Here is a 17,154-nt window from a genome sequence, read left to right on the forward strand (position 1 = left end):
GGCGCGGGTCAGCCCGGCCGGTGGTACGACGTCGCGGACGGCGGTGCGGATGCTCTCTCTGGCCCCCATGACCGATGAGCAGATCGTGCCCCCCACGCGCCGGTCGAGCCTTTTAGGCTGAGTCGAATCGGGGGGTGCGCATGTCCGAGTTGCGGTTCACGCTGGCCGACGTCGCGGGCGTGCGGTTCGGTGTGTCGCCGGCCAACGAGACGGTCATGAGCATGTGGGCGCTCGCCGATCCGGCCCGCTATCCGGTGCACCTGCAGTGGATCGACCGGGCCCGGGCGACGCTGCGCCGCCCGGAGGTGGCCGAGCGGGTCGCTCCGCTGGTGCACCTCACCCTGCCGCGCCGCTGGCTGCCCGACTTCCTCACCCCGGCGGCCCGCCCCGGGGTGGAGATGGACGGCCAGCTCGACCAGATCGCCGCGACGCCGCCCGACGTGGTGGTCCGGGACCTGCTGGCGACCACGCCGAGCGGACCACTACGCCCGTTCGGGCGGGCGTTGCTCGCCGACCCGACCGAGCTGTTGCCGCCGCTCGTCGAGGCGATGCGGGTCTGGTACGACGAGGCGATCGCCCCGGACTGGCCGCGGATGCGAGCGGTGCTCGACGCCGACGTCGCGTACCGGGCGGCCCAGCTCGCCGAGGGCGGGACGGGGAATCTGTTCGAGCGGCTCCACCCCGGCCTGCGGTGGCTCGGCGACCGGGTGGTCAGCGACGACCCGTTCGAGCGGGACTTCGACCTGCGGGGGCGAGGGCTGGCGTTGAACCCGAGCGTGTTCAGCCGCCAGCGGGTGCTGTGGAACCTGCTGGAGGACTCGTTGCCGGCCGCGGCGTACCCGGTTCGGGCGGTCGGGACGCTGTGGGAACGCGGACCTGAACCGGCCGGCGACGCGCTCGCCCGGGTGGTCGGCGGCGGTCGGGCCGCCCTGCTGAACCTGCTCGACGCGGCGACGACCACCACGGACCTCGCCCGGCTCACCGGGCTGTCCGCCGGGAACGTGTCCCAGCACCTCTCCGCGCTGCACGCCGCCGGTCTCGTCACCCGGTCCCGCGCCGGGCGGCACGTGCTCTACCGCAACACCGAGGTCGGTGCCGCGTTGCTCCGCGCCGCGCGGGGCGGCTGAGCGGAACGCGTCACGGCGCTCCAGGGCTCGGGGCGTCCCGGCTCACCGGCTCGCCGTCGGTCACCGCGCCGGCCAGCTCGACGGTGCCCGGCGCGGCGCCGGGCTCGCCGGTCAGCGTCAGCGTGCCGAAGCCGGCCCGGACCGCCGCCGGTGTGCCGTCCTCCCGGAAGCAGTAGATGCCCACGTCCAACGGCGCGTTCAGCGAGGCGGAGGTCGTGTCGACCGAGTAGCACCGGCCGGTGACGCCGGGCAGCGGCGCGGCGGGGGAGACAGCGAGCGGCGCGCGCCTGTCGGTCAGCACCTCCAGCCAGTCGGTGAACGGGTGCTGCACCCGGGGGTCCAGCCGGCGGGGCACCGCGTCGTCGGCGTCGCCGAGCCGGACACAGCTGGCCGCCTGCGTCCAGCCGGCCGAGGGCAGCGCGCACTGGAACAGCCCGTCGGAGGTGGCGGCGAGCGAGACGTCCACCGTCCCGTCCCGCCCCCAGCCGGGCACGTCGACCCGCCAGCTGCCGTCGTTGGCGCTGGTCACCGCCACCGTGCGGGGAGCGCCTTCGGCCGGGGTGAAGGAGTACGCGGCGGTGTGGTGCCGGTCCTGCGCGGCGGCGGCCAGCCCGGCCAGCTCGTCGCGGGCGGCGTCCACCTGCACCGGCACCGGGTCGGCGGAGCCGGTGGGCGCCGTCTCGGGCCGGTCGTTCACACAGGCGGCCAGCAGCGTCGGCAGGATGAGCGCGAGCGCGCCGGTCGCCCGGCGGGCCGCGCGTCGATGAGCGTGCACCGGCTCATTCTGCGTCGTCCGGGCGGCCGCGGACAGCCCACCGTACGGCTGTACCGCTTGGCGTGTCGCGTACTCCCGGGCTGGTGAGCCGCCCCACGCCGGGGCCGGATGGTGGGATCACCCGACCCGGCGTCGCGGGCCGCCCGATAGGCTGAGGCGGTCTGACACGCGCCGCCGGACCGAGAGACCCGGCGGCGTCGGCACGCTCAGGGTCGTCGCTGGGAGGGAGTGCACCGTCGTGGCACTCGTGGTGCAGAAGTACGGCGGGTCCTCCGTCGCCAACGCCGAGCGGATCAAGCGGGTGGCCGAGCGCATCGTGGCCGCGCGCAAGGCCGGCGACGACGTGGTCGTGGTGGTGTCCGCCATGGGCGACACCACCGACGAGCTGCTCGACCTCGCCAACCAGGTCAGCCCGCTGCCGCCCGGCCGCGAGCTGGACATGCTGCTCACCGCCGGGGAGCGGATCTCCATGGCGCTGCTCGCCATGGCCATCCACAACCTGGGGTACGAGGCCCGCTCGTTCACCGGTTCCCAGGCGGGCGTGATCACCACCTCGGTGCACGGCCGGGCCCGGATCATCGACGTGACCCCGGGGCGGCTCAAGGGCGCGCTGGACGAGGGCGCGGTGGTCATCGTCGCCGGCTTCCAGGGCGTCTCGCAGGACACCAAGGACGTCACCACGCTCGGGCGGGGCGGCTCGGACACCACCGCCGTGGCGCTCGCCGCCGCGCTGGAGGCGGACGTCTGCGAGATCTACACCGATGTGGACGGCATCTTCACCGCCGACCCGCGGATCGTGCCGAACGCCCGGCACATCACCCGGATCACCTACGAGGAGATGCTGGAGCTGGCCGCCTGCGGCGCGAAGGTGCTGCATCTGCGCAGCGTCGAGTACGCGCGGCGCGCGGGCTTGCCGATCCACGTCCGTTCGTCATACTCGACCAACACCGGCACGATGGTCACCGGATCGATGGAGGACCTTCCTGTGGAACAGGCACTGATCACCGGGGTCGCCCACGACCGCAGCGAAGCGAAGATCACGATCGTCGGCGTGCCCGACGAGCCGGGCGCCGCCGCGCGCATCTTCGACACGGTCGCCGGCGCGGAGATCAACATCGACATGATCGTGCAGAACGTGTCCACCGAGGGCACCGGCCGCACCGACATCTCGTTCACGCTGCCCAAGGCGGACGGCCCGACCGCGATGACCGCGCTCAGCAAGATCCAGGAGACGGTCAAGTTCAAGGGCCTGCTCTACGACGACCACGTCGGCAAGGTCAGCCTGATCGGCGCCGGCATGCGCTCGCACCCGGGCGTGGCCGCCGGCTTCTTCGCCGCCCTCGGCGCGGCCGGCGTCAACATCGAGATGATCTCCACCTCGGAGATCCGGGTCTCCGTGGTCTGCCGCGACACCGACCTGGACAAGGCGGTCCGCGCCATCCACGACGCCTTCGAGCTGGGTGGTGACACCGAAGCCGTCGTCTACGCCGGCACCGGGCGGTAACGCGCCGTGGCGTCGCTGCCCACCCTCGCCGTGGTCGGGGCGACAGGTGCCGTCGGTACGGTGATGTGCCAGATCCTCTCCTCCCGGCGCAACGTGTGGGGCGAGATCCGGCTGCTCGCCTCCGAGCGGTCGGCCGGCCGGCGCATGCAGTGCCGGGGCGAGGAGCTGACCGTCCAGGCCCTCACCGCGGACGCTCTCGACGGCGTCGACGTGGCCATGTTCGACGTGCCGGACGACGTGTCGGCGCAGTGGGCCCCGGTCGCCGTCGCGCGCGGCGCGGTGGTGGTCGACAACTCCGGCGCGTTCCGGATGGACCGCGAGGTGCCGCTCGTCGTCCCCGAGATCAACCCCGACCAGGTACGCAACCGACCCCGGGGCATCATCGCCAACGCCAACTGCACCACGCTGGCCATGATCGTGGCGATCGCCCCGCTGCACCGCGCGTACGGCCTGCGCGAGCTGGTGCTCGCGTCGTACCAGGCGGTGTCCGGGGCCGGGCAGGCCGGCGTGGACGCGCTGCACCTGCAGCTCGGCAAGATCGCCGGGGACCGGGCGCTCGGCTCCCGCGCCGGCGACGTGCGCCAGGCCGTCGGCGACGAGCTGGGTCCGTTCCCGGCGCCGCTGGCGCTCAACGTCGTACCGTGGGCGGGCTCGCTCGCAGACGACGGCTGGTCGTCGGAGGAGTTGAAGCTCCGCAACGAGTCCCGCAAGATCCTCGGGCTGCCCGACCTCAAGGTCTCCGCCACCTGCGTACGGGTGCCGGTGGTGACCGGTCACTCGGTCGCCGTGCACGCGGTCTTCGCCACCGAGGTGGACGCCGAGGAAGCCCGCGAGGTGCTGCGCAACGCGCCGGGCGTGATCCTGGTCGACGACCCGGCGTCCGGGGAGTTCCCGATGCCGATCGACGCGGTCGGCACCGACCCGTCCTGGGTGGGCCGCATCCGCCGCGCGGTCGACGACCCGAGAGCCCTCGACCTCTTCGTGACCGGCGACAACCTCCGCAAGGGCGCCGCCCTGAACACGGCCCAGATCGCCGAACTCCTCGCCAGGGAACTCACCGCCTAGCCCCGTCGATCTTGCACTTCGCCCGGGTATAAGGGGCAAATGCCCCGTGCTTCGGGCCGCAAGTGCAAGATCGCGGGATCGCGGGGGAGAAGGTGGGTCAGGCGGCGGAGAGGTGGACTCCGTCTCGGCCGTGGCGCTTGACCGCGTAGAGGGCCTGGTCGGCTCGGTGCAGGGTGCGCTCGGGGGACTCGCCGGGCCGCGGCAGCGCGATGCCGACGCTGATCGTCCGGCCGGTACGGCGGGCCGCCTCGGTGAGCCGCTCGGCGATCCGGACCGCCTCCTCCGGGCGGCTCACCTCGATCACCGCCACGAACTCGTCCCCGCCGGTCCGGTACAGCTCGTCGCCCTGGCGCAGCGCGCCCTCCAGTGCCCGGGCCAGCCCCACCAGCAGCCGGTCGCCGGCCTGGTGGCCGTACGTGTCGTTGACGTCCTTGAACCCGTCCACGTCGATCGCCAGCAGGGCGGTACGCCCCGGCGTGGCGGTGGCGATCCGCTGCCCGAACGGGCCGGTGTGCCGTAGCCCGGTGAGCGGGTCGGAGCTGGCCTGCTCGCGCAGCCGGGCGAGCGTACGCAGCCGGTCCAGGCAGGTCCACGCCTGCCCGGCGAGCAGTTCGATCAGGTTGACAGTGGTCGGGTCGGGGCGCAGGCGCTGCTCGTCGGCGACCAGCAGCACGCCGCCGGCAGCCGGCGTGCCGACCGGCACCGCCACCAGTGTGCGCGCGCCCGCCCGGGTCAGCGGCAGGTACTCCTCGGTGGGCGGGTGCCCCGCCTCGCCCAGCGTGTACGCCGAGCCGTACCGGTGGGCCCGGTCGATCATGCGGTCCAGCGCGGCCGGGCCGGCCTCGGCCAGCTCGGCGCGGATGCGTGTCTCCAACTCGCCGGGGGTGTCGGTGGGCGCGCCGAGGCGTGGGCCGCTCCGCCCGGTGAGGACCAGCACGGCGGCGGAGAGCGCCGACACGTCCCGGGCCGCGGCGAGCGCGGCGGTCATCAGGTCCCAGTCGGTCGAGGCGGCGGTGAACGCGGCGGCGTGCCGGAGCAGCTTCTCGCTGCGGCTCTCGGCCGGTGACCCGCCGAGCGCGGCGATCCGCCCGCCGAGGCGGTCCGCCACCAGTTCGGCGGTCTCCCGCCACGCCGCGAGCGGGACGGACTCGCACCACTGCAGGTCGAGCACGCCGATGGGCCGGCCGTCCGGGTCACGTACCGGAACGCAGAGTTCGGCGGTGACGTCCGGCCGGACCGGCAGGTAGTCGGGGTCGGCGCTCACGTCGGGCACGACGGCGGTCACCCCGGAGGCGTACACCCGCCGCACCACCGAGGGTTCGGGTCGGTGGCGGGCGGGCGCGTCGGCGGTCGCCGGGACGTGCGAGAAGACCTGCCACGCGCCGGTGGCGGCGACGCAGCGCAGACGGTCGTGGACCCGGAGCAGGACGGCGGCGGTCGCCGGGGTGTGCCGGGCGAGCGCGGCGACCGTCCACTGGCACGCCTCCGGGACGGTGGACGCCGTGGGGAGGCGCACCGTGACGTCGCGGAGTACTCGCTCGTGATCCACGTCGTTCCTGCTCGGAGGGGGTAGGTCGCGATCAAGCGTACTCAGCGCGACCGTCACCGACCTTCGTACACATGTGCTATCCACAGGCTGTGGACGCAGCCTGTGGGCGGGATCGGGCCTGCGCGGGGAGGGCGCGCGGCGATAGCGTGAGGGCCCGGGCACCCCGAGGAGGCGGCCGATGCTCATCGCCCAGCTCAGCGACCCGCACGTGACCACCGGCCCGCTCGCGGCCGACCCGGCGTCCGGGTTGCACCGGGCGCTCGGCACGGTGCTCGCGCTGCGTCCCCGGCCCGACTGCGTGGTGATCACCGGCGACCTGACCGCCAACGGCCGGCCGGACGAATACCTCGCCCTGCGCGAGATCGTCGGCGCGTTCCCGCTACCGGTGCACCTGGCCACCGGCAACCACGACGACCGCGAGTCGCTGCTCGACACGTTCGGCGGCACCCCCTACCTGGCCGGCGGCTTCTCGGCGCACTACCACGTCGACCTGCCGGACGCGACGCTCGTGGTGCTCGACTCGCTCACCCCGGGCAGCACCGGCGGCCGGCTCGGCGACGAGCAGCTCGCCTGGCTCGACGGGGTGCTCGGCGGGCGTACCGACGCGCCCGCCGTCGTGTGCCTGCACCATCCGCCGGTCGCGGTCGGCGTACCGGGCATGGACGCGATGGGCCTCGCGGACGCCGACGCGCTCGCCGCCGTGGTGGGCCGGCACCCCCATGTCGTACGCGTCGCCGCGGGGCACCTGCACCGCCAGGTGACAAGCGCGTTCGCCGGTACGGTGCTGACCGTCGCGCCGAGCACGTGGATCCAGGTGAGCCTGAGTATGTCCGACGAGGAGGAGCCGGGGTTCGTCGCCGAGCCGACGGCCTTCCTGCTGCACCTGGTCGCCGACGGCGGCTGCGTGACACACACCGTCCAGGTCAGCCACGCCGCCGGGCGCACCTGCTGGTTCTGACGGCGACGCCGATGCTCTGGTACGTCGCGTACGGCTCGAACCTGCACGCCGCCCGGCTCGACTGGTACCTGCGTGGCGGACGCCCACCCGGCGGGCTGCGCACGTACCCCGGCTGCCGGGACTGCCGGCCACCGCGCCGGACCGTCCCGGCGCTGATCCCCGGCGGGGTCTATTTCGCGGGCGAGTCGCGGGCCTGGACCGGCGGCATGGCGTTCTACGACCCGCAGCTGCCCGGCCGGGCGGCGGCGCGCGGCTACCTGGTGACCGTCGAGCAGTTCGCCGACATCGCGGCGCAGGAGATGTACCGGCCGCCGGGCGCCGACCTGGCCGGTATCCGCGCGGCGGTCGAGACCGGGCGGGCGAGGCTCGGGCCGGGCCGCTACGAGACGCTGCTGCGGGTCGGCGTCCGCGAAGGGCTGCCGATGCTCACGTTCACCGCGCCGCACCGCGCGGTGGAGGTGCCGTGGACCCGGCCCGCTCCGCTCTATCTCGGGATGCTGGCGCGCGGTCTGCGGGAGGCGCACGGCTGGGACACCGCGCGGATCGTCGGCTACCTGGCGGGCCGTCCGGGAGTCGCCGGGCGGTGGAACCGGCGGGCGTTGCGCGGGCTCGTCGCCGCCACCCACAGCCGGCTTTCGAACCGGCTCTCCGGGGCTTCGGTCGAATTCGGACAGTCCGTTGCGGATGTCGATCCGTCAGACGTGAACGACCGTTCGGCTCGCGATGGGTGTCCGCCAGGCGCTGATTCCGGCGAGGACGGTTGCCAGCGCAAGGAATTGCGCGTGACATGAGCGTCGGCGCCGGCTCCCTGTCCCTGGGAGCCGGCGCCCTTCACGACGCGGGCATCGACAGCGAGCGCCGCGCGGAAATTCACCAGACCGTCATGTCCGACTCGTCCGGCGGACCGGTACGGGTCTCCCACCACGTCGACGATTCCGAATGCCACCCCGGTCGACCTGAGGCCCGGTGGATGAGAAGCTACCCCCGAGCGGGGGTGGCGTTCCCCGATTGCCGCCTTCCACGATCGACCCCTGTCATGGCACGGACCAGGGCCACCGGGCGAACCATCGTCCGGACACCAGCATAGGTATCTCACGAGGAGTTCCATGTCCGTCACCGGGATGCGACGCCGGGCCGTAGTCGGCCTGGCCGCACTCGCCGCGACCGCGTTCACCGCTGTCGCCGTCACCCCCGACCAGGCCGAGGCGCGCCCGAAGCCGGTCGACGTCCAGCTGCTCGCGATCAACGACTTCCACGGCAACCTGGAGCCGCCGAGCGGGTCCAGCGGCACCATCGACGGCCAGCCGGCCGGTGGCGCGGAATACCTGGCCAGCCACCTGAAGTCGATGCGCGCCGAGGCCAAGAAGCAGGGCAAGGGCACCGTCACTGTCGCCGCCGGTGACCTGATCGGCGCCTCGCCGCTGCTGTCCGCCGCGTTCCACGACGAGCCGACCATCGAGGAGATGAACCTCGCCGGGCTGGAGTTCGCGAGCGTCGGCAACCACGAGTTCGACGAGGGCGCGGCCGAGCTGCTGCGCATGCAGCGCGGCGGCTGCCACCCGGTGGACGGCTGCGCCGACGGCACCCCGTTCGGTGGCGCCAAGTTCAAGTACCTCTCGGCGAACGCGTTCAAGACCTCCACCGGCCTGCCCCTGATGCAGCCGTTCGGCATCAAGATCGTCAAGGGTGTGCCGATCGGCTTCATCGGGATGACCCTGGAGGGCACCCCGAACATCGTCAGCCAGCAGGGCGTCGCCGGCCTGCGGTTCAGCGACGAGGCCGACACCGCCAACAAGTACGCCAAGATCCTGCGCCTGCTCGGCGTCAAGAGCATCGTCGTGCTGCTGCACGAGGGCGGCGTGCAGAACGGCGGCGGCATCAACGACTGCACCGGGTTCAGCGGCCCGATCGTCGACATCGCCAACCGGATGGACCCGTCCATCGACGTGATCGTCAGCGGGCACACCCACGCCGCGTACAACTGCAACATCAACGGCAAGCTGGTCACCAGCGCCAGCTCGTTCGGCCGCCTGGTCACCCAGATCGACCTGAAGATCGACCCGCGTACCCGCGACGTGGTGAGCGCGTCCGCGAACAACGTGGTGGTCACCCGGGACGTGGCGCCGGACAAGCCCTCGACCGACCTGATCAACCGGTACAAGACCGCGCTCGGCCCGGTGGCCGACCGGGTCGTCGGCGAGACCACCGCGGCGATCACCAAGACCCAGGAGAACCTGTACCAGACCGGGGTCGACGTCAACGGCAAGCCGACGTACCAGACCGGTGAGTCGCCGCTGGGCAACGTGATCGCCGACGCGCAGCTCGCCGCGACCGACACCGAGCAGAACGCGGTCGCCGCGTTCATGAACCCCGGTGGCGTACGCGCCGACCTCGACGCCGGCCCGGTCACCTACGCCKAGGCGTTCACCGTGCAGCCGTTCGCCAACAACCTGGTGACGCTCGACCTGACCGGCGCGCAGCTCTACTGCATGCTGGAGCAGCAGTTCACAGTGGCGCGCGTGCTCTACGCGTCCTCGACCGTCAACTACGTCGTGGACGTCGACGGCACCACCGCGCCGGCCGGCACGCCGTGCGCCGGCACCCGGGTGGTCCGGGGCAGCCTCACCATCAACGGCACCCCGGTGACGGACACCGCCACCTACCGGGTCACCGTGAACAACTTCCTCGCCGGTGGCGGTGACGGCTTCAGCGTCCTGACCGGCGGCACCAACGCGGTGACCGGCCAGATCGACCTGGACGCCTTCACCGCGTACCTGACCGAGAAGTCGCCGGTCTCCCCGCCGGCGCTGGACCGGATCCGCACCACCACCGAGGTCGCCGCCGGCTGACCGCCGACCGCACCGCCGACGGGCCCCGGAGCGAATGCTGCGGGGCCCGTTCGCGTGTCAGGCCGCCGGGGACGTGTCCCGGGTCAGGTCGCCCGCGCGGGCTCGGGCTCCGGCGTCTCGGCGGCCGTCAGGCGGCCGTCCTGCGCGGCGGTGAGCAGCGGACGCAGCGACAGCGCGAGCAGCGAGGCGGCCAGGCAGCCGCCCACCACGACCGCCACCCAGACCCGGCCGTTCGCCGCGCCGATCAGCGGCCCGGCGGTCACCGGGCCGACCACACCGCTGATCCCGAAGATCATCGAGCTCATCGCGTTGTACCGGCCACGCAGCTCGTCGGTGGCGAGCGCGTTCGTGAGCGCGGGCATGACCGGAGACAGCATCGTCTCGCCGAACCCGAAGATCGCCGAGCAGGCCACCACGCCGAGCGCCGCGAGCAGCGCGTTGCCGCTGCCCACCACGCCGGCCGCGCCGAGCACCAGCCACGCGCCGGCGAACACCGCGCCGACGGTGGCCAGGGCACGGGTACGGCTGCGCCCCTCCAGCCGCCGGATCACCAGCAGCTGGGAGAGCACGATCATGACGGTGTTCGCGGCGAGCGCCCACGCCACCACGCGCGGCGTCACCTCGACCACCCGCACCGAGTACGCCGCGAAGCCCACCTCGATCTGCGCGTACCCGCAGGTGGTGAGCACCAGGCCGAAGATGACCAGGCGGCGGAACGGCCGGTCCCGCAGCACCGTGAGGTAGCCGCCGGTCCTCCGATCGGCGGCCTTCGCCCCCGTGGCCGCGACCGGCCGGCGCCCCACGTGCGGCAGCGTCAGCAGGATCAGCGCCGGCGTCAGGTAGCTCACCGCGTCCAGCAGGTAGATCACCTCGAACGTGACCGGACGGGCCACGTCGACCACCGCGCCGGAGATCAGGCCGCCCGTGCCGATACCGAGGTTGAGCAGCGCGAAGTTGAGCCCGAAGACGCGCTGCCGCTCGCCGTCGTCGGTGAGCGAGGCGAGGATCGTGTTCTGCCCGGCCCAGATCGCCGAGCTGCCGACGGCGATGAGCGTCATCACGCCGAACGCCGAGGCGGTCGAGTCGACGAGCGCCAGTGAGCCGACGCCGATCGCCTCGATCACCAGGCAGGGCAACACGACCCGGCGCGCGCCGAAGCGGTCGATGAACGTGCCGGCCAGCGGCGAGAGCGCCAGCGTGACAGCGCCGAACCAGCCGATCACCAGCCCGGCCCGGGTGTCGGTCAGGCCGCGTACGTCGGTGAGGTAGATGAACAGGAACGGCAGGGTGAGGCCGCGCCCGACCGCGGAGAACAGGGTTCCGAGCAGGRTCCGGCGGGCTTCGGGACGGGCGGGCAGGGCGCGGCGCAGCATGGCAGGGATTCTGTGCTTCGGGTACGACTCTCGCGACCCGTTTACCCCTTACACACGCGGTCGCTGGGCCGGAAGGTGAGCGAACACACGTGCTCTGCCATGCTGACCCGGTGATGACGACCTGGCGGCACCTGCCCGCACCGGCCCGCGAGATCGCCGAGACGGCCACCGACGCGGTGGGCGCCGCGCAGGCCCGCGACGCCGAGACGTACGCCCCGGCCGTCGAGCGGCTGGCCGCCGCCGACCGGTCCGGGCTGGTGCTCGGCGGTGTGGTCCGGCTGCTGCTGGAGGAGGGCCATCCGGACGGGCTGGACGGCGACGACGTACGCCAGGTGCTGGAACAGTGCGTCCGGTCGGCGGCGGCCTGGTGGCCCGACGTCGACCCGCACGTGCTGCTGGTGCTGCTGGCCGGCGCGCTCGGCGTCTACGACCCCGGTGACGACGAGAACCCGCCCGGCCCGGCGGCGGTCGCCCGGCACGCCCCGCTGCTCGTGGCCGACCTGCTGGCGGTCACCGGACGACCGTTCGCCGAGTACCTGACCGCCGCGTTCGCCGAGGTGGCGCGCACGGAGACGCACGACTGACGGACCTGTTGGCCGGCGGCTCACCGGCCGGCGGCTGGCGCGTCGGTTTACGGGCCCGCGGCTGGCGCGTCGGCCTACGGGCTCGCGGCCAGGAAGACGAACGCGGCGAGCAGCACCAGGTGCACGCCGCCCTGGAGCACTGTGGCCCGGCCCGGCACGACGGTGAGCACCGCTGTGACAGCGGTCAGCGCCAGCAGCGTCATCTGGGTGCCGCCCAGGCCCAGCATCAGCGGCCCGTCCAGCCAGATCGAGGCGATCGCGATGGCCGGGATGGTCAGGCCGATGCTGGCCATGGCCGAGCCGAGCGCGAGGTTGAGGCTGATCTGCACGCGGTCCCGCCGGGCCGCCCGGGCGGCGGCGAGCGTCTCCGGCAGCAGCACCAGCAGCGCGATGACCACGCCGACGAACGCCTGCGGCAGGTTCGCCGCGCTGACCGCGGTCTCGATCGCCGGGGAGATCGTCTTCGCGTCGCCGACCACCGCGACGAGCGCCACCACCAGCAGGGCCAGGCTGGCCAGGGCGGTACGTGTGGACGGCGGCTCGGCGTGGCCGTCGCCGGTCTTGTCCTCGGCGAGGATGCTGCCCTCCTGGGTGACCGGGAGGAAGTAGTCGCGGTGCCGGCCGGTCTGCACCATCACGAACAGCAGATAGAGGGCCAGCGAGGCGACCGCCGCGAAGGCGAGCTGGGCGGGGGAGAACTCCGGGCCCGGCCGGCTCGTGGTGAACGTCGGCACCACCATGCTGAGCGTGGCGAGCGTCGCCACCGTCGCCAGCGCCCCTCCGGTGCCCTCCGGATTGAACACCGCCACCTGCCGGCGCAGCGCGCCGAGCAGCAGCGACAGGCCGAGGATGCCGTTGCAGGTGATCATGACGGCGGCGAAGACGGTGTCCCGCGCCAGCGCCTGCGTCTTGTCCCCACCGCTGATCATCAGCGTGACGATCAGACCGACTTCGATCACGGTGACCGCCACCGCCAGCACGAGCGAGCCGTACGGCTCACCGACCTTGTGCGCCACCACCTCGGCGTGGTGTACGGCCGCCAGCACAGCCGCCGCGAGCAGGGCCGCCACCACGAAGATGAGCGGGCCGGGCAGCTCCCGTCCCCAGGTCATCACGAGCACGAGCACGGCGACCAGGGGCGCGACGGTGGTCCAATCGGTCAGGCGGGATCGGATCATCGGCGGCATGCGCATAACTTTGCCAGGCGGCAGGGTCGACGCCGCGTGGCGGGGTGGCTTCGGGCAGTCCTGTCGATCTATTCGGTCGAGGCCGGTTGCTCCACATGGGTGGGCAGGTCACGGAGGTCCGCGATCACCGGTCCGATCCAGCCGGGATCGGTGTCCTGGTGCTCGGTGGTCCGCAGCACCGTCATGCCGACCGCCGCCGCGCCGGCCAGTTCGCCGTCCGCGCCGTCGCCCACGTAGACGCATTCCGCCGGCGCGACGCCCAGGCGCTGCGCGGCGGTGCGGTAGATCGCCGGGTCCGGCTTGGCCAGCCCGACCGCGCTGGAGAAGACCGCGACGTCGAAGCGCCGGGCGAGTGGGCCGGCCGCCCACGCCTCGGCGGTCTCGGAAGTGGCATTGCTGATCAGGGCCAGCCGGTGGCCGCGCTCGCGCAGCGCGTCGAGCACGTCCAGGGTGCCGACCGGGACGCGGCCCAACACGCGGCGGGCCAGCGCACGCCGATGCGCGGCGGCGCGGCTTACCTGCTCGTCCGTCGGCGAGCCGCCGAGGCGTTCGGCGAGGATGCGGACGGTCTCCTCCGCGCTCCACCGGACGAGCCGGTCCCGCCACGTCGCGTGGTACGCGGCGACGAGCGCCGCCGGAGCCACCCCGACCAGGAGCGCCATCTCGCCGACCACCCGGTCCCGCTCGTCGTCGGCGCCGTGGACCAGGGTGTGGAAGAGGTCGAAGATGACCGGCCGTGGCATGCCGGGATCCTACTGCGAGGGTGATCACGGCTGGGGAAACGCAGAGGGCACATCCGATGGATCGGATGTGCCCTCTTACCTCTGGTCGGGGTGGCCGGATTCGAACCGACGACCTCTTCGTCCCGAACGAAGCGCGCTACCAAGCTGCGCCACACCCCGAGGCGTGCCGACAAATAGTAGCCCACCCGCCCGCACGGTCAAACTCGGTACCCCCCGCTCCGCGCGGGCGGCAGATCTTGGTACGAACCGGCCCTCGGAGGGGCGGGCGCGTACCAAGATCTGCCGGGAAGCGGGGACGCCGGGCGGCGGGGTCAGCGGGAGATCAGCGTGAGGATGCTGGCCTCGGGGGGGCAGGCGAAGCGGATGGGGGCGGTGGGGTGGGTGCCGAGGCCGGCGGAGACGTGCAGCCACGAGTCCGAGCCGGGCCAGCGGTGCAACCCGCGCGCCATCGAGCGGGGCAGCCCGCAGTTGGTCACCAGCGCGCCGTACCCGGGCACGCACACCTGGCCGCCGTGGGTGTGCCCGGCGAGCAGCAGGCCGAAGCCGTCGGCCGCCATCCGGTCCAGCACCGCGGGCTCGGGGGAGTGGGACAGCGCGATCGACAGCGCCGCGTCGCCGCTGACCGGGCCGGCCACGGCGTCGTAGTCGTCGCGTTCGATGTGCGGGTCGTCCACGCCGACCAGCTCGATCTCCCGCCCGCCGGCCTTGAGCGAGGTGCGCGCGTTGTTCATGTCGACCCAGCCGGCGCCGGTGAGGATGTCGCGCAGTTCCTCGTACGGCAGGGGCGTGCCCTCGGTGTATTCCCGGTCCGGCAGGAAGTAGGTGAAGGGGTTCTTCAGGACCGGGCCGGTGTAGTCGTTGGAGCCGAAGACGAACGCGCCGGGCAGGTCGAGCAGCGGTTGCAGCGCGCGCAGCACACCCGGCACCGACTCCGGGTGGGCCATGTTGTCGCCGGTGACCACGACCAGGTCCGGGTCGAGCGCGGCCAGCGAGGCCACCCAGTCCTGCTTGCGCCGCTGGGCGGGCATCATGTGCAGGTCCGAGAGGTGCAGCACCCGCAGCGGTTCGGCGTCGGTCGGGAGCACCGGCACGTCGTACCGGCGCAGGGTGAACATGTTGCGCTCGATGAGCGACGCGTACGCGAGGGTGGCCGCCCCGGCGGCGACGGTTCCGGCCGCGAGACGGAATAGTGTGCGCTTTCGCATGGCGTTCAGGGTAGTTTCACCGTCCATGAGCACGCTGAAGGACCGTCTCACCGCCGACATGCGCGCCGCCCTGAAGGCGCGCGACGAGCTGACCACCTCCACGCTTCGCATGGCCCTCGCGGCCGTGGGCAACGCCGAGGTGGCCGGCCGGGAAAAGCGCGAGCTCAGCGACGACGAGGTGCTCGCGGTGCTGGCCAAGGAGGCGAAGAAGCGCCGCGAGGCGGCAGTGGCGTTCGCCGACGCCGGGCGCGCCGAGCAGGCCGGCAAGGAGACCGCCGAGGGTGAGGTGCTGGAGCGGTACCTGCCCAAGCAGCTCTCCGACGAGGAACTGGCCGAGCTGGTCTCGGGGGCGCTCGCCGCGGGCGGCTTCACCGGCAAGGCGCAGATGGGCCCGGCCATGAAGGCCGCCCAGGCCGCGGTGGCCGGCCGCGCCGAGGGGGGCCGGGTGGCCGCCGAGGTACGCCGCCAGCTGGGCCTCTGACCGTCCCGTAGGCACAAGACGAAGCGACGGCCACCCCCTTCACGGAGGTGGCCGTCGCTTCGTCTGGGATCAGTTCCCCGGTCGTCCTGGTCGGCCGTTACCCGGTCCGCCCGGGCCACCTGGTCGGTCCGGCGTCGCGGTGCCGCCCTGGTCCGAGTCGCCCTTGCCGGAGCTGACCTCGATCATGACGACGCCGCCCTTGATGGTGCGCCCGTTCGGGCTGGTGCCGGCCGCGGTGCCCGCCGGGCAGTCCGACGCCACCTTGTTGCTGGAGACCACCGGTTCGAAGCCGGCGCCCTTGAGCCGGGACTTCGCGCTCTCGATGGACGCGCACTTCACATCCGGGATGGACCGCTGGTCACCCAGGACGATCTTGCCGCTGGGCGGGGTGAAGTTCTTCCGGTCCTTGCCCTTCATGGCGTCCCGTAGCGTTTCGTAGACCGCCGGGTTGATGCCGGTGGGCACGTCGTGGCCCATCTTCTGGTTGGTCTGCGGCCAGTCCGGGTCGGCCATGATGCCGGCCACCGCGTACTGCTTGGTCATGGCAACCAGCGAGGAGGTCTTCTCCGAGTCGGTGGTGCCGGACTTGCCGGCCACCGGCGCGTCGACGATGTTGCGGACGTTGCCGGCGGTGGCGGTGCCGCACTTCGTGGTCGAGGAGCGGTCACCCACCGGGCAGCGGGCGGCGTCCACGGCGGCCCGGGCCACCTCGGTGCTGACCCGCTGCTCGCAGCGCGGGTTCGCGACGTCGAGCTTCTCGCCCTCCGGGCCGCGGATCTCCTGCACCGGGATCGGCTCGCAGTACTTGCCGTCGGCGCCGAGCGTCGCGTACGCGTTCGCCAGCTCCAGCGGGGTGGTCTGCGAGACGCCGAGGCTGAACGCGCCCCACTGGTGCGGGTTGGCGGCAAGTTGCGCGTCGCTCGACGAGCGGAACGAGATGCCGAGCTTCTGCGCCGCCTTCACCACGTTCTCCGCGCCGACCCGCTGCTGCAGGTCGATGAAGAACGTGTTGACCGAGAAGCCGAAGCCGCTCCACATGTTGTGCATGCCGGCCATCGAGGCGTTGGCGTTCTTCGGGCAGTACTTGTTGGTGCCCGGGCAGGCGGCCGGCGAGTTGAACTCGACCGGGTAGTTCGACTTGAACACCGGCTGCGCGTTGATCGGGTAGCTGAGCGGGTAGCCCTTCTCCAGCGCGGCCACCAGCGTGAAGATCTTGAAGGTCGAGCCCGCCTGGTAGCCGGCGATGCCGGGGCCACCGGTGATCAGCGGGTTCACCGTGTTGGGGTAGTTGCCCCGGATCTTCTTCTTGGCCTTCGCCGGGTCGCTGGAGATCTTGTTCTGCGGGTCGTCCGGGTCGTCGAGCTTGAAGTTGCGGTTGACGGCGACGGCGCGTACCCGGCCGGTGCCGGGCTCGACGGCGGCCACCATCCGGGCCGCCTTGCTGCTCTCGCCCAGGTTCTTGCGGACGGCCTTGTCAGCGGCCTTCTGCGCCTGCACGTCGAGCGTGGAGATGATGGTGTAGCCGCCGCTCTTGAGCCGCCGCTCACGGTCGTACGAGGTGGCGCCGAACGTCTCCTGCTGCAGCCACCAGCGGTAGAGGTAGTCGCAGAAGAAGCCCCAGGAGCGGGTGGTGGTCTGGGTGCAGCCGTTCGGGGTGCGCTTGCCCTTGACGACGAGCTTGATCTTCTTGGCGGCGTCCGCCTCCTGCTGGGTGATCGCCCCGATCTGCACCATGTTGTCGATGACGTAGTCGC

The 17,154-nt window shown here is 72.7% G+C and carries 15 protein-coding genes and 1 tRNA gene; 8 read left to right on the plus strand and 8 right to left on the minus strand.

Translation table 11 applies throughout. The annotated features are described in order from the left end of the window. The first annotated feature begins 140 nt into the window (after positions 1-140). Positions 141-1,127, plus strand: coding sequence for a DUF5937 family protein (locus A8711_RS23125; protein ID WP_069089307.1), 987 nt, complete (start codon positions 141-143; stop codon positions 1,125-1,127). A 10-nt stretch (positions 1,128-1,137) separates the two neighbouring features. Here the strand turns inward: A8711_RS23125 and A8711_RS23130 are convergent, their stop codons facing one another. Further along, positions 1,138-1,902 carry a hypothetical protein gene (locus A8711_RS23130; RefSeq protein WP_051611336.1) on the minus strand — a complete coding sequence of 255 codons (765 nt, stop codon included), beginning with the start codon at positions 1,900-1,902 and terminating at the stop codon, positions 1,138-1,140. A gap of 238 nt (positions 1,903-2,140) precedes the next feature. Between A8711_RS23130 and A8711_RS23135 the strand changes: the two genes are divergently transcribed. Both A8711_RS23135 and A8711_RS23140 read left to right on the plus strand, forming a co-directional pair. Next, complete coding sequence (locus A8711_RS23135; protein ID WP_030502103.1) at positions 2,141-3,406, plus strand: aspartate kinase; 1,266 nt, start codon at positions 2,141-2,143, stop codon at positions 3,404-3,406. Positions 3,407-3,412: 6 nt separating this feature from the next. Beyond that, complete coding sequence (locus A8711_RS23140) at positions 3,413-4,471, plus strand: aspartate-semialdehyde dehydrogenase (RefSeq protein WP_069089308.1); 1,059 nt, start codon at positions 3,413-3,415, stop codon at positions 4,469-4,471. Between the two features lie 97 nt (positions 4,472-4,568). Here A8711_RS23140 and A8711_RS23145 read toward each other — a convergent pair whose 3' ends face one another. After that, complete coding sequence (locus A8711_RS23145) at positions 4,569-6,020, minus strand: diguanylate cyclase (protein ID WP_069089309.1); 1,452 nt, start codon at positions 6,018-6,020, stop codon at positions 4,569-4,571. A 178-nt stretch (positions 6,021-6,198) separates the two neighbouring features. On the opposite strand from A8711_RS23145, the gene A8711_RS23150 reads away from it, so the two are divergent. The 3 genes from A8711_RS23150 to A8711_RS23160 all read left to right on the plus strand — a co-directional run bounded on the left by A8711_RS23150 (position 6,199) and on the right by A8711_RS23160 (position 9,827). Next, positions 6,199-6,978, plus strand: coding sequence for a phosphodiesterase (locus A8711_RS23150; RefSeq protein WP_043327850.1), 780 nt, complete (start codon positions 6,199-6,201; stop codon positions 6,976-6,978). Between the two features lie 11 nt (positions 6,979-6,989). After that, entirely contained in the window at positions 6,990-7,769 is a 780-nt protein-coding gene (locus A8711_RS23155; RefSeq protein ID WP_231915504.1) for a histone deacetylase, read from the plus strand. Between the two features lie 315 nt (positions 7,770-8,084). After that, complete coding sequence (locus A8711_RS23160; RefSeq protein WP_069089310.1) at positions 8,085-9,827, plus strand: bifunctional UDP-sugar hydrolase/5'-nucleotidase; 1,743 nt, start codon at positions 8,085-8,087, stop codon at positions 9,825-9,827. An 83-nt stretch (positions 9,828-9,910) separates the two neighbouring features. On the opposite strand, the gene A8711_RS23165 is transcribed toward A8711_RS23160, so the two are convergent. After that, the gene (locus A8711_RS23165) at positions 9,911-11,200 is read right to left on the minus strand and encodes an MFS transporter (protein WP_069089311.1); all 1,290 of its coding nucleotides are present in this window, start codon (positions 11,198-11,200) and stop codon (positions 9,911-9,913) included. Positions 11,201-11,313: 113 nt separating this feature from the next. Between A8711_RS23165 and A8711_RS23170 the strand changes: the two genes are divergently transcribed. Further along, complete coding sequence (locus tag A8711_RS23170) at positions 11,314-11,784, plus strand: hypothetical protein (RefSeq protein WP_233607679.1); 471 nt, start codon at positions 11,314-11,316, stop codon at positions 11,782-11,784. A 74-nt stretch (positions 11,785-11,858) separates the two neighbouring features. Here A8711_RS23170 and A8711_RS23175 read toward each other — a convergent pair whose 3' ends face one another. The 4 genes from A8711_RS23175 to A8711_RS23190 form a co-directional block, all read right to left on the minus strand. Further along, positions 11,859-12,962 (minus strand): calcium:proton antiporter, encoded by a 1,104-nt coding sequence (locus tag A8711_RS23175; protein ID WP_043330855.1) that lies wholly within the window; start codon positions 12,960-12,962, stop codon positions 11,859-11,861. 77 nt (positions 12,963-13,039) lie between these two features. Further along, positions 13,040-13,714 carry an HAD family hydrolase gene (locus A8711_RS23180; RefSeq protein WP_069088216.1) on the minus strand — a complete coding sequence of 225 codons (675 nt, stop codon included), beginning with the start codon at positions 13,712-13,714 and terminating at the stop codon, positions 13,040-13,042. A gap of 82 nt (positions 13,715-13,796) precedes the next feature. Further along, a tRNA-Pro gene (locus tag A8711_RS23185) sits at positions 13,797-13,873 on the minus strand. A 152-nt stretch (positions 13,874-14,025) separates the two neighbouring features. Then, positions 14,026-14,919, minus strand: coding sequence for a metallophosphoesterase (locus tag A8711_RS23190; RefSeq protein ID WP_043327854.1), 894 nt, complete (start codon positions 14,917-14,919; stop codon positions 14,026-14,028). Between the two features lie 25 nt (positions 14,920-14,944). On the opposite strand from A8711_RS23190, the gene A8711_RS23195 reads away from it, so the two are divergent. Next, positions 14,945-15,400: a GatB/YqeY domain-containing protein gene (locus A8711_RS23195; protein ID WP_043327855.1), complete on the plus strand. Its 456-nt coding sequence runs from the start codon at positions 14,945-14,947 to the stop codon at positions 15,398-15,400. Between the two features lie 69 nt (positions 15,401-15,469). Here A8711_RS23195 and A8711_RS23200 read toward each other — a convergent pair. Next, a partial coding sequence (locus A8711_RS23200) for a transglycosylase domain-containing protein (protein ID WP_069089312.1) occupies positions 15,470-17,154 on the minus strand: 1,685 nt, incomplete at its 5' end.

Origin of the sequence: Micromonospora sp. II (assembly GCF_001709195.1) — a bacterium.
Taxonomy (GTDB): Bacteria; Actinomycetota; Actinomycetes; order Mycobacteriales; family Micromonosporaceae; genus Micromonospora; species Micromonospora chalcea.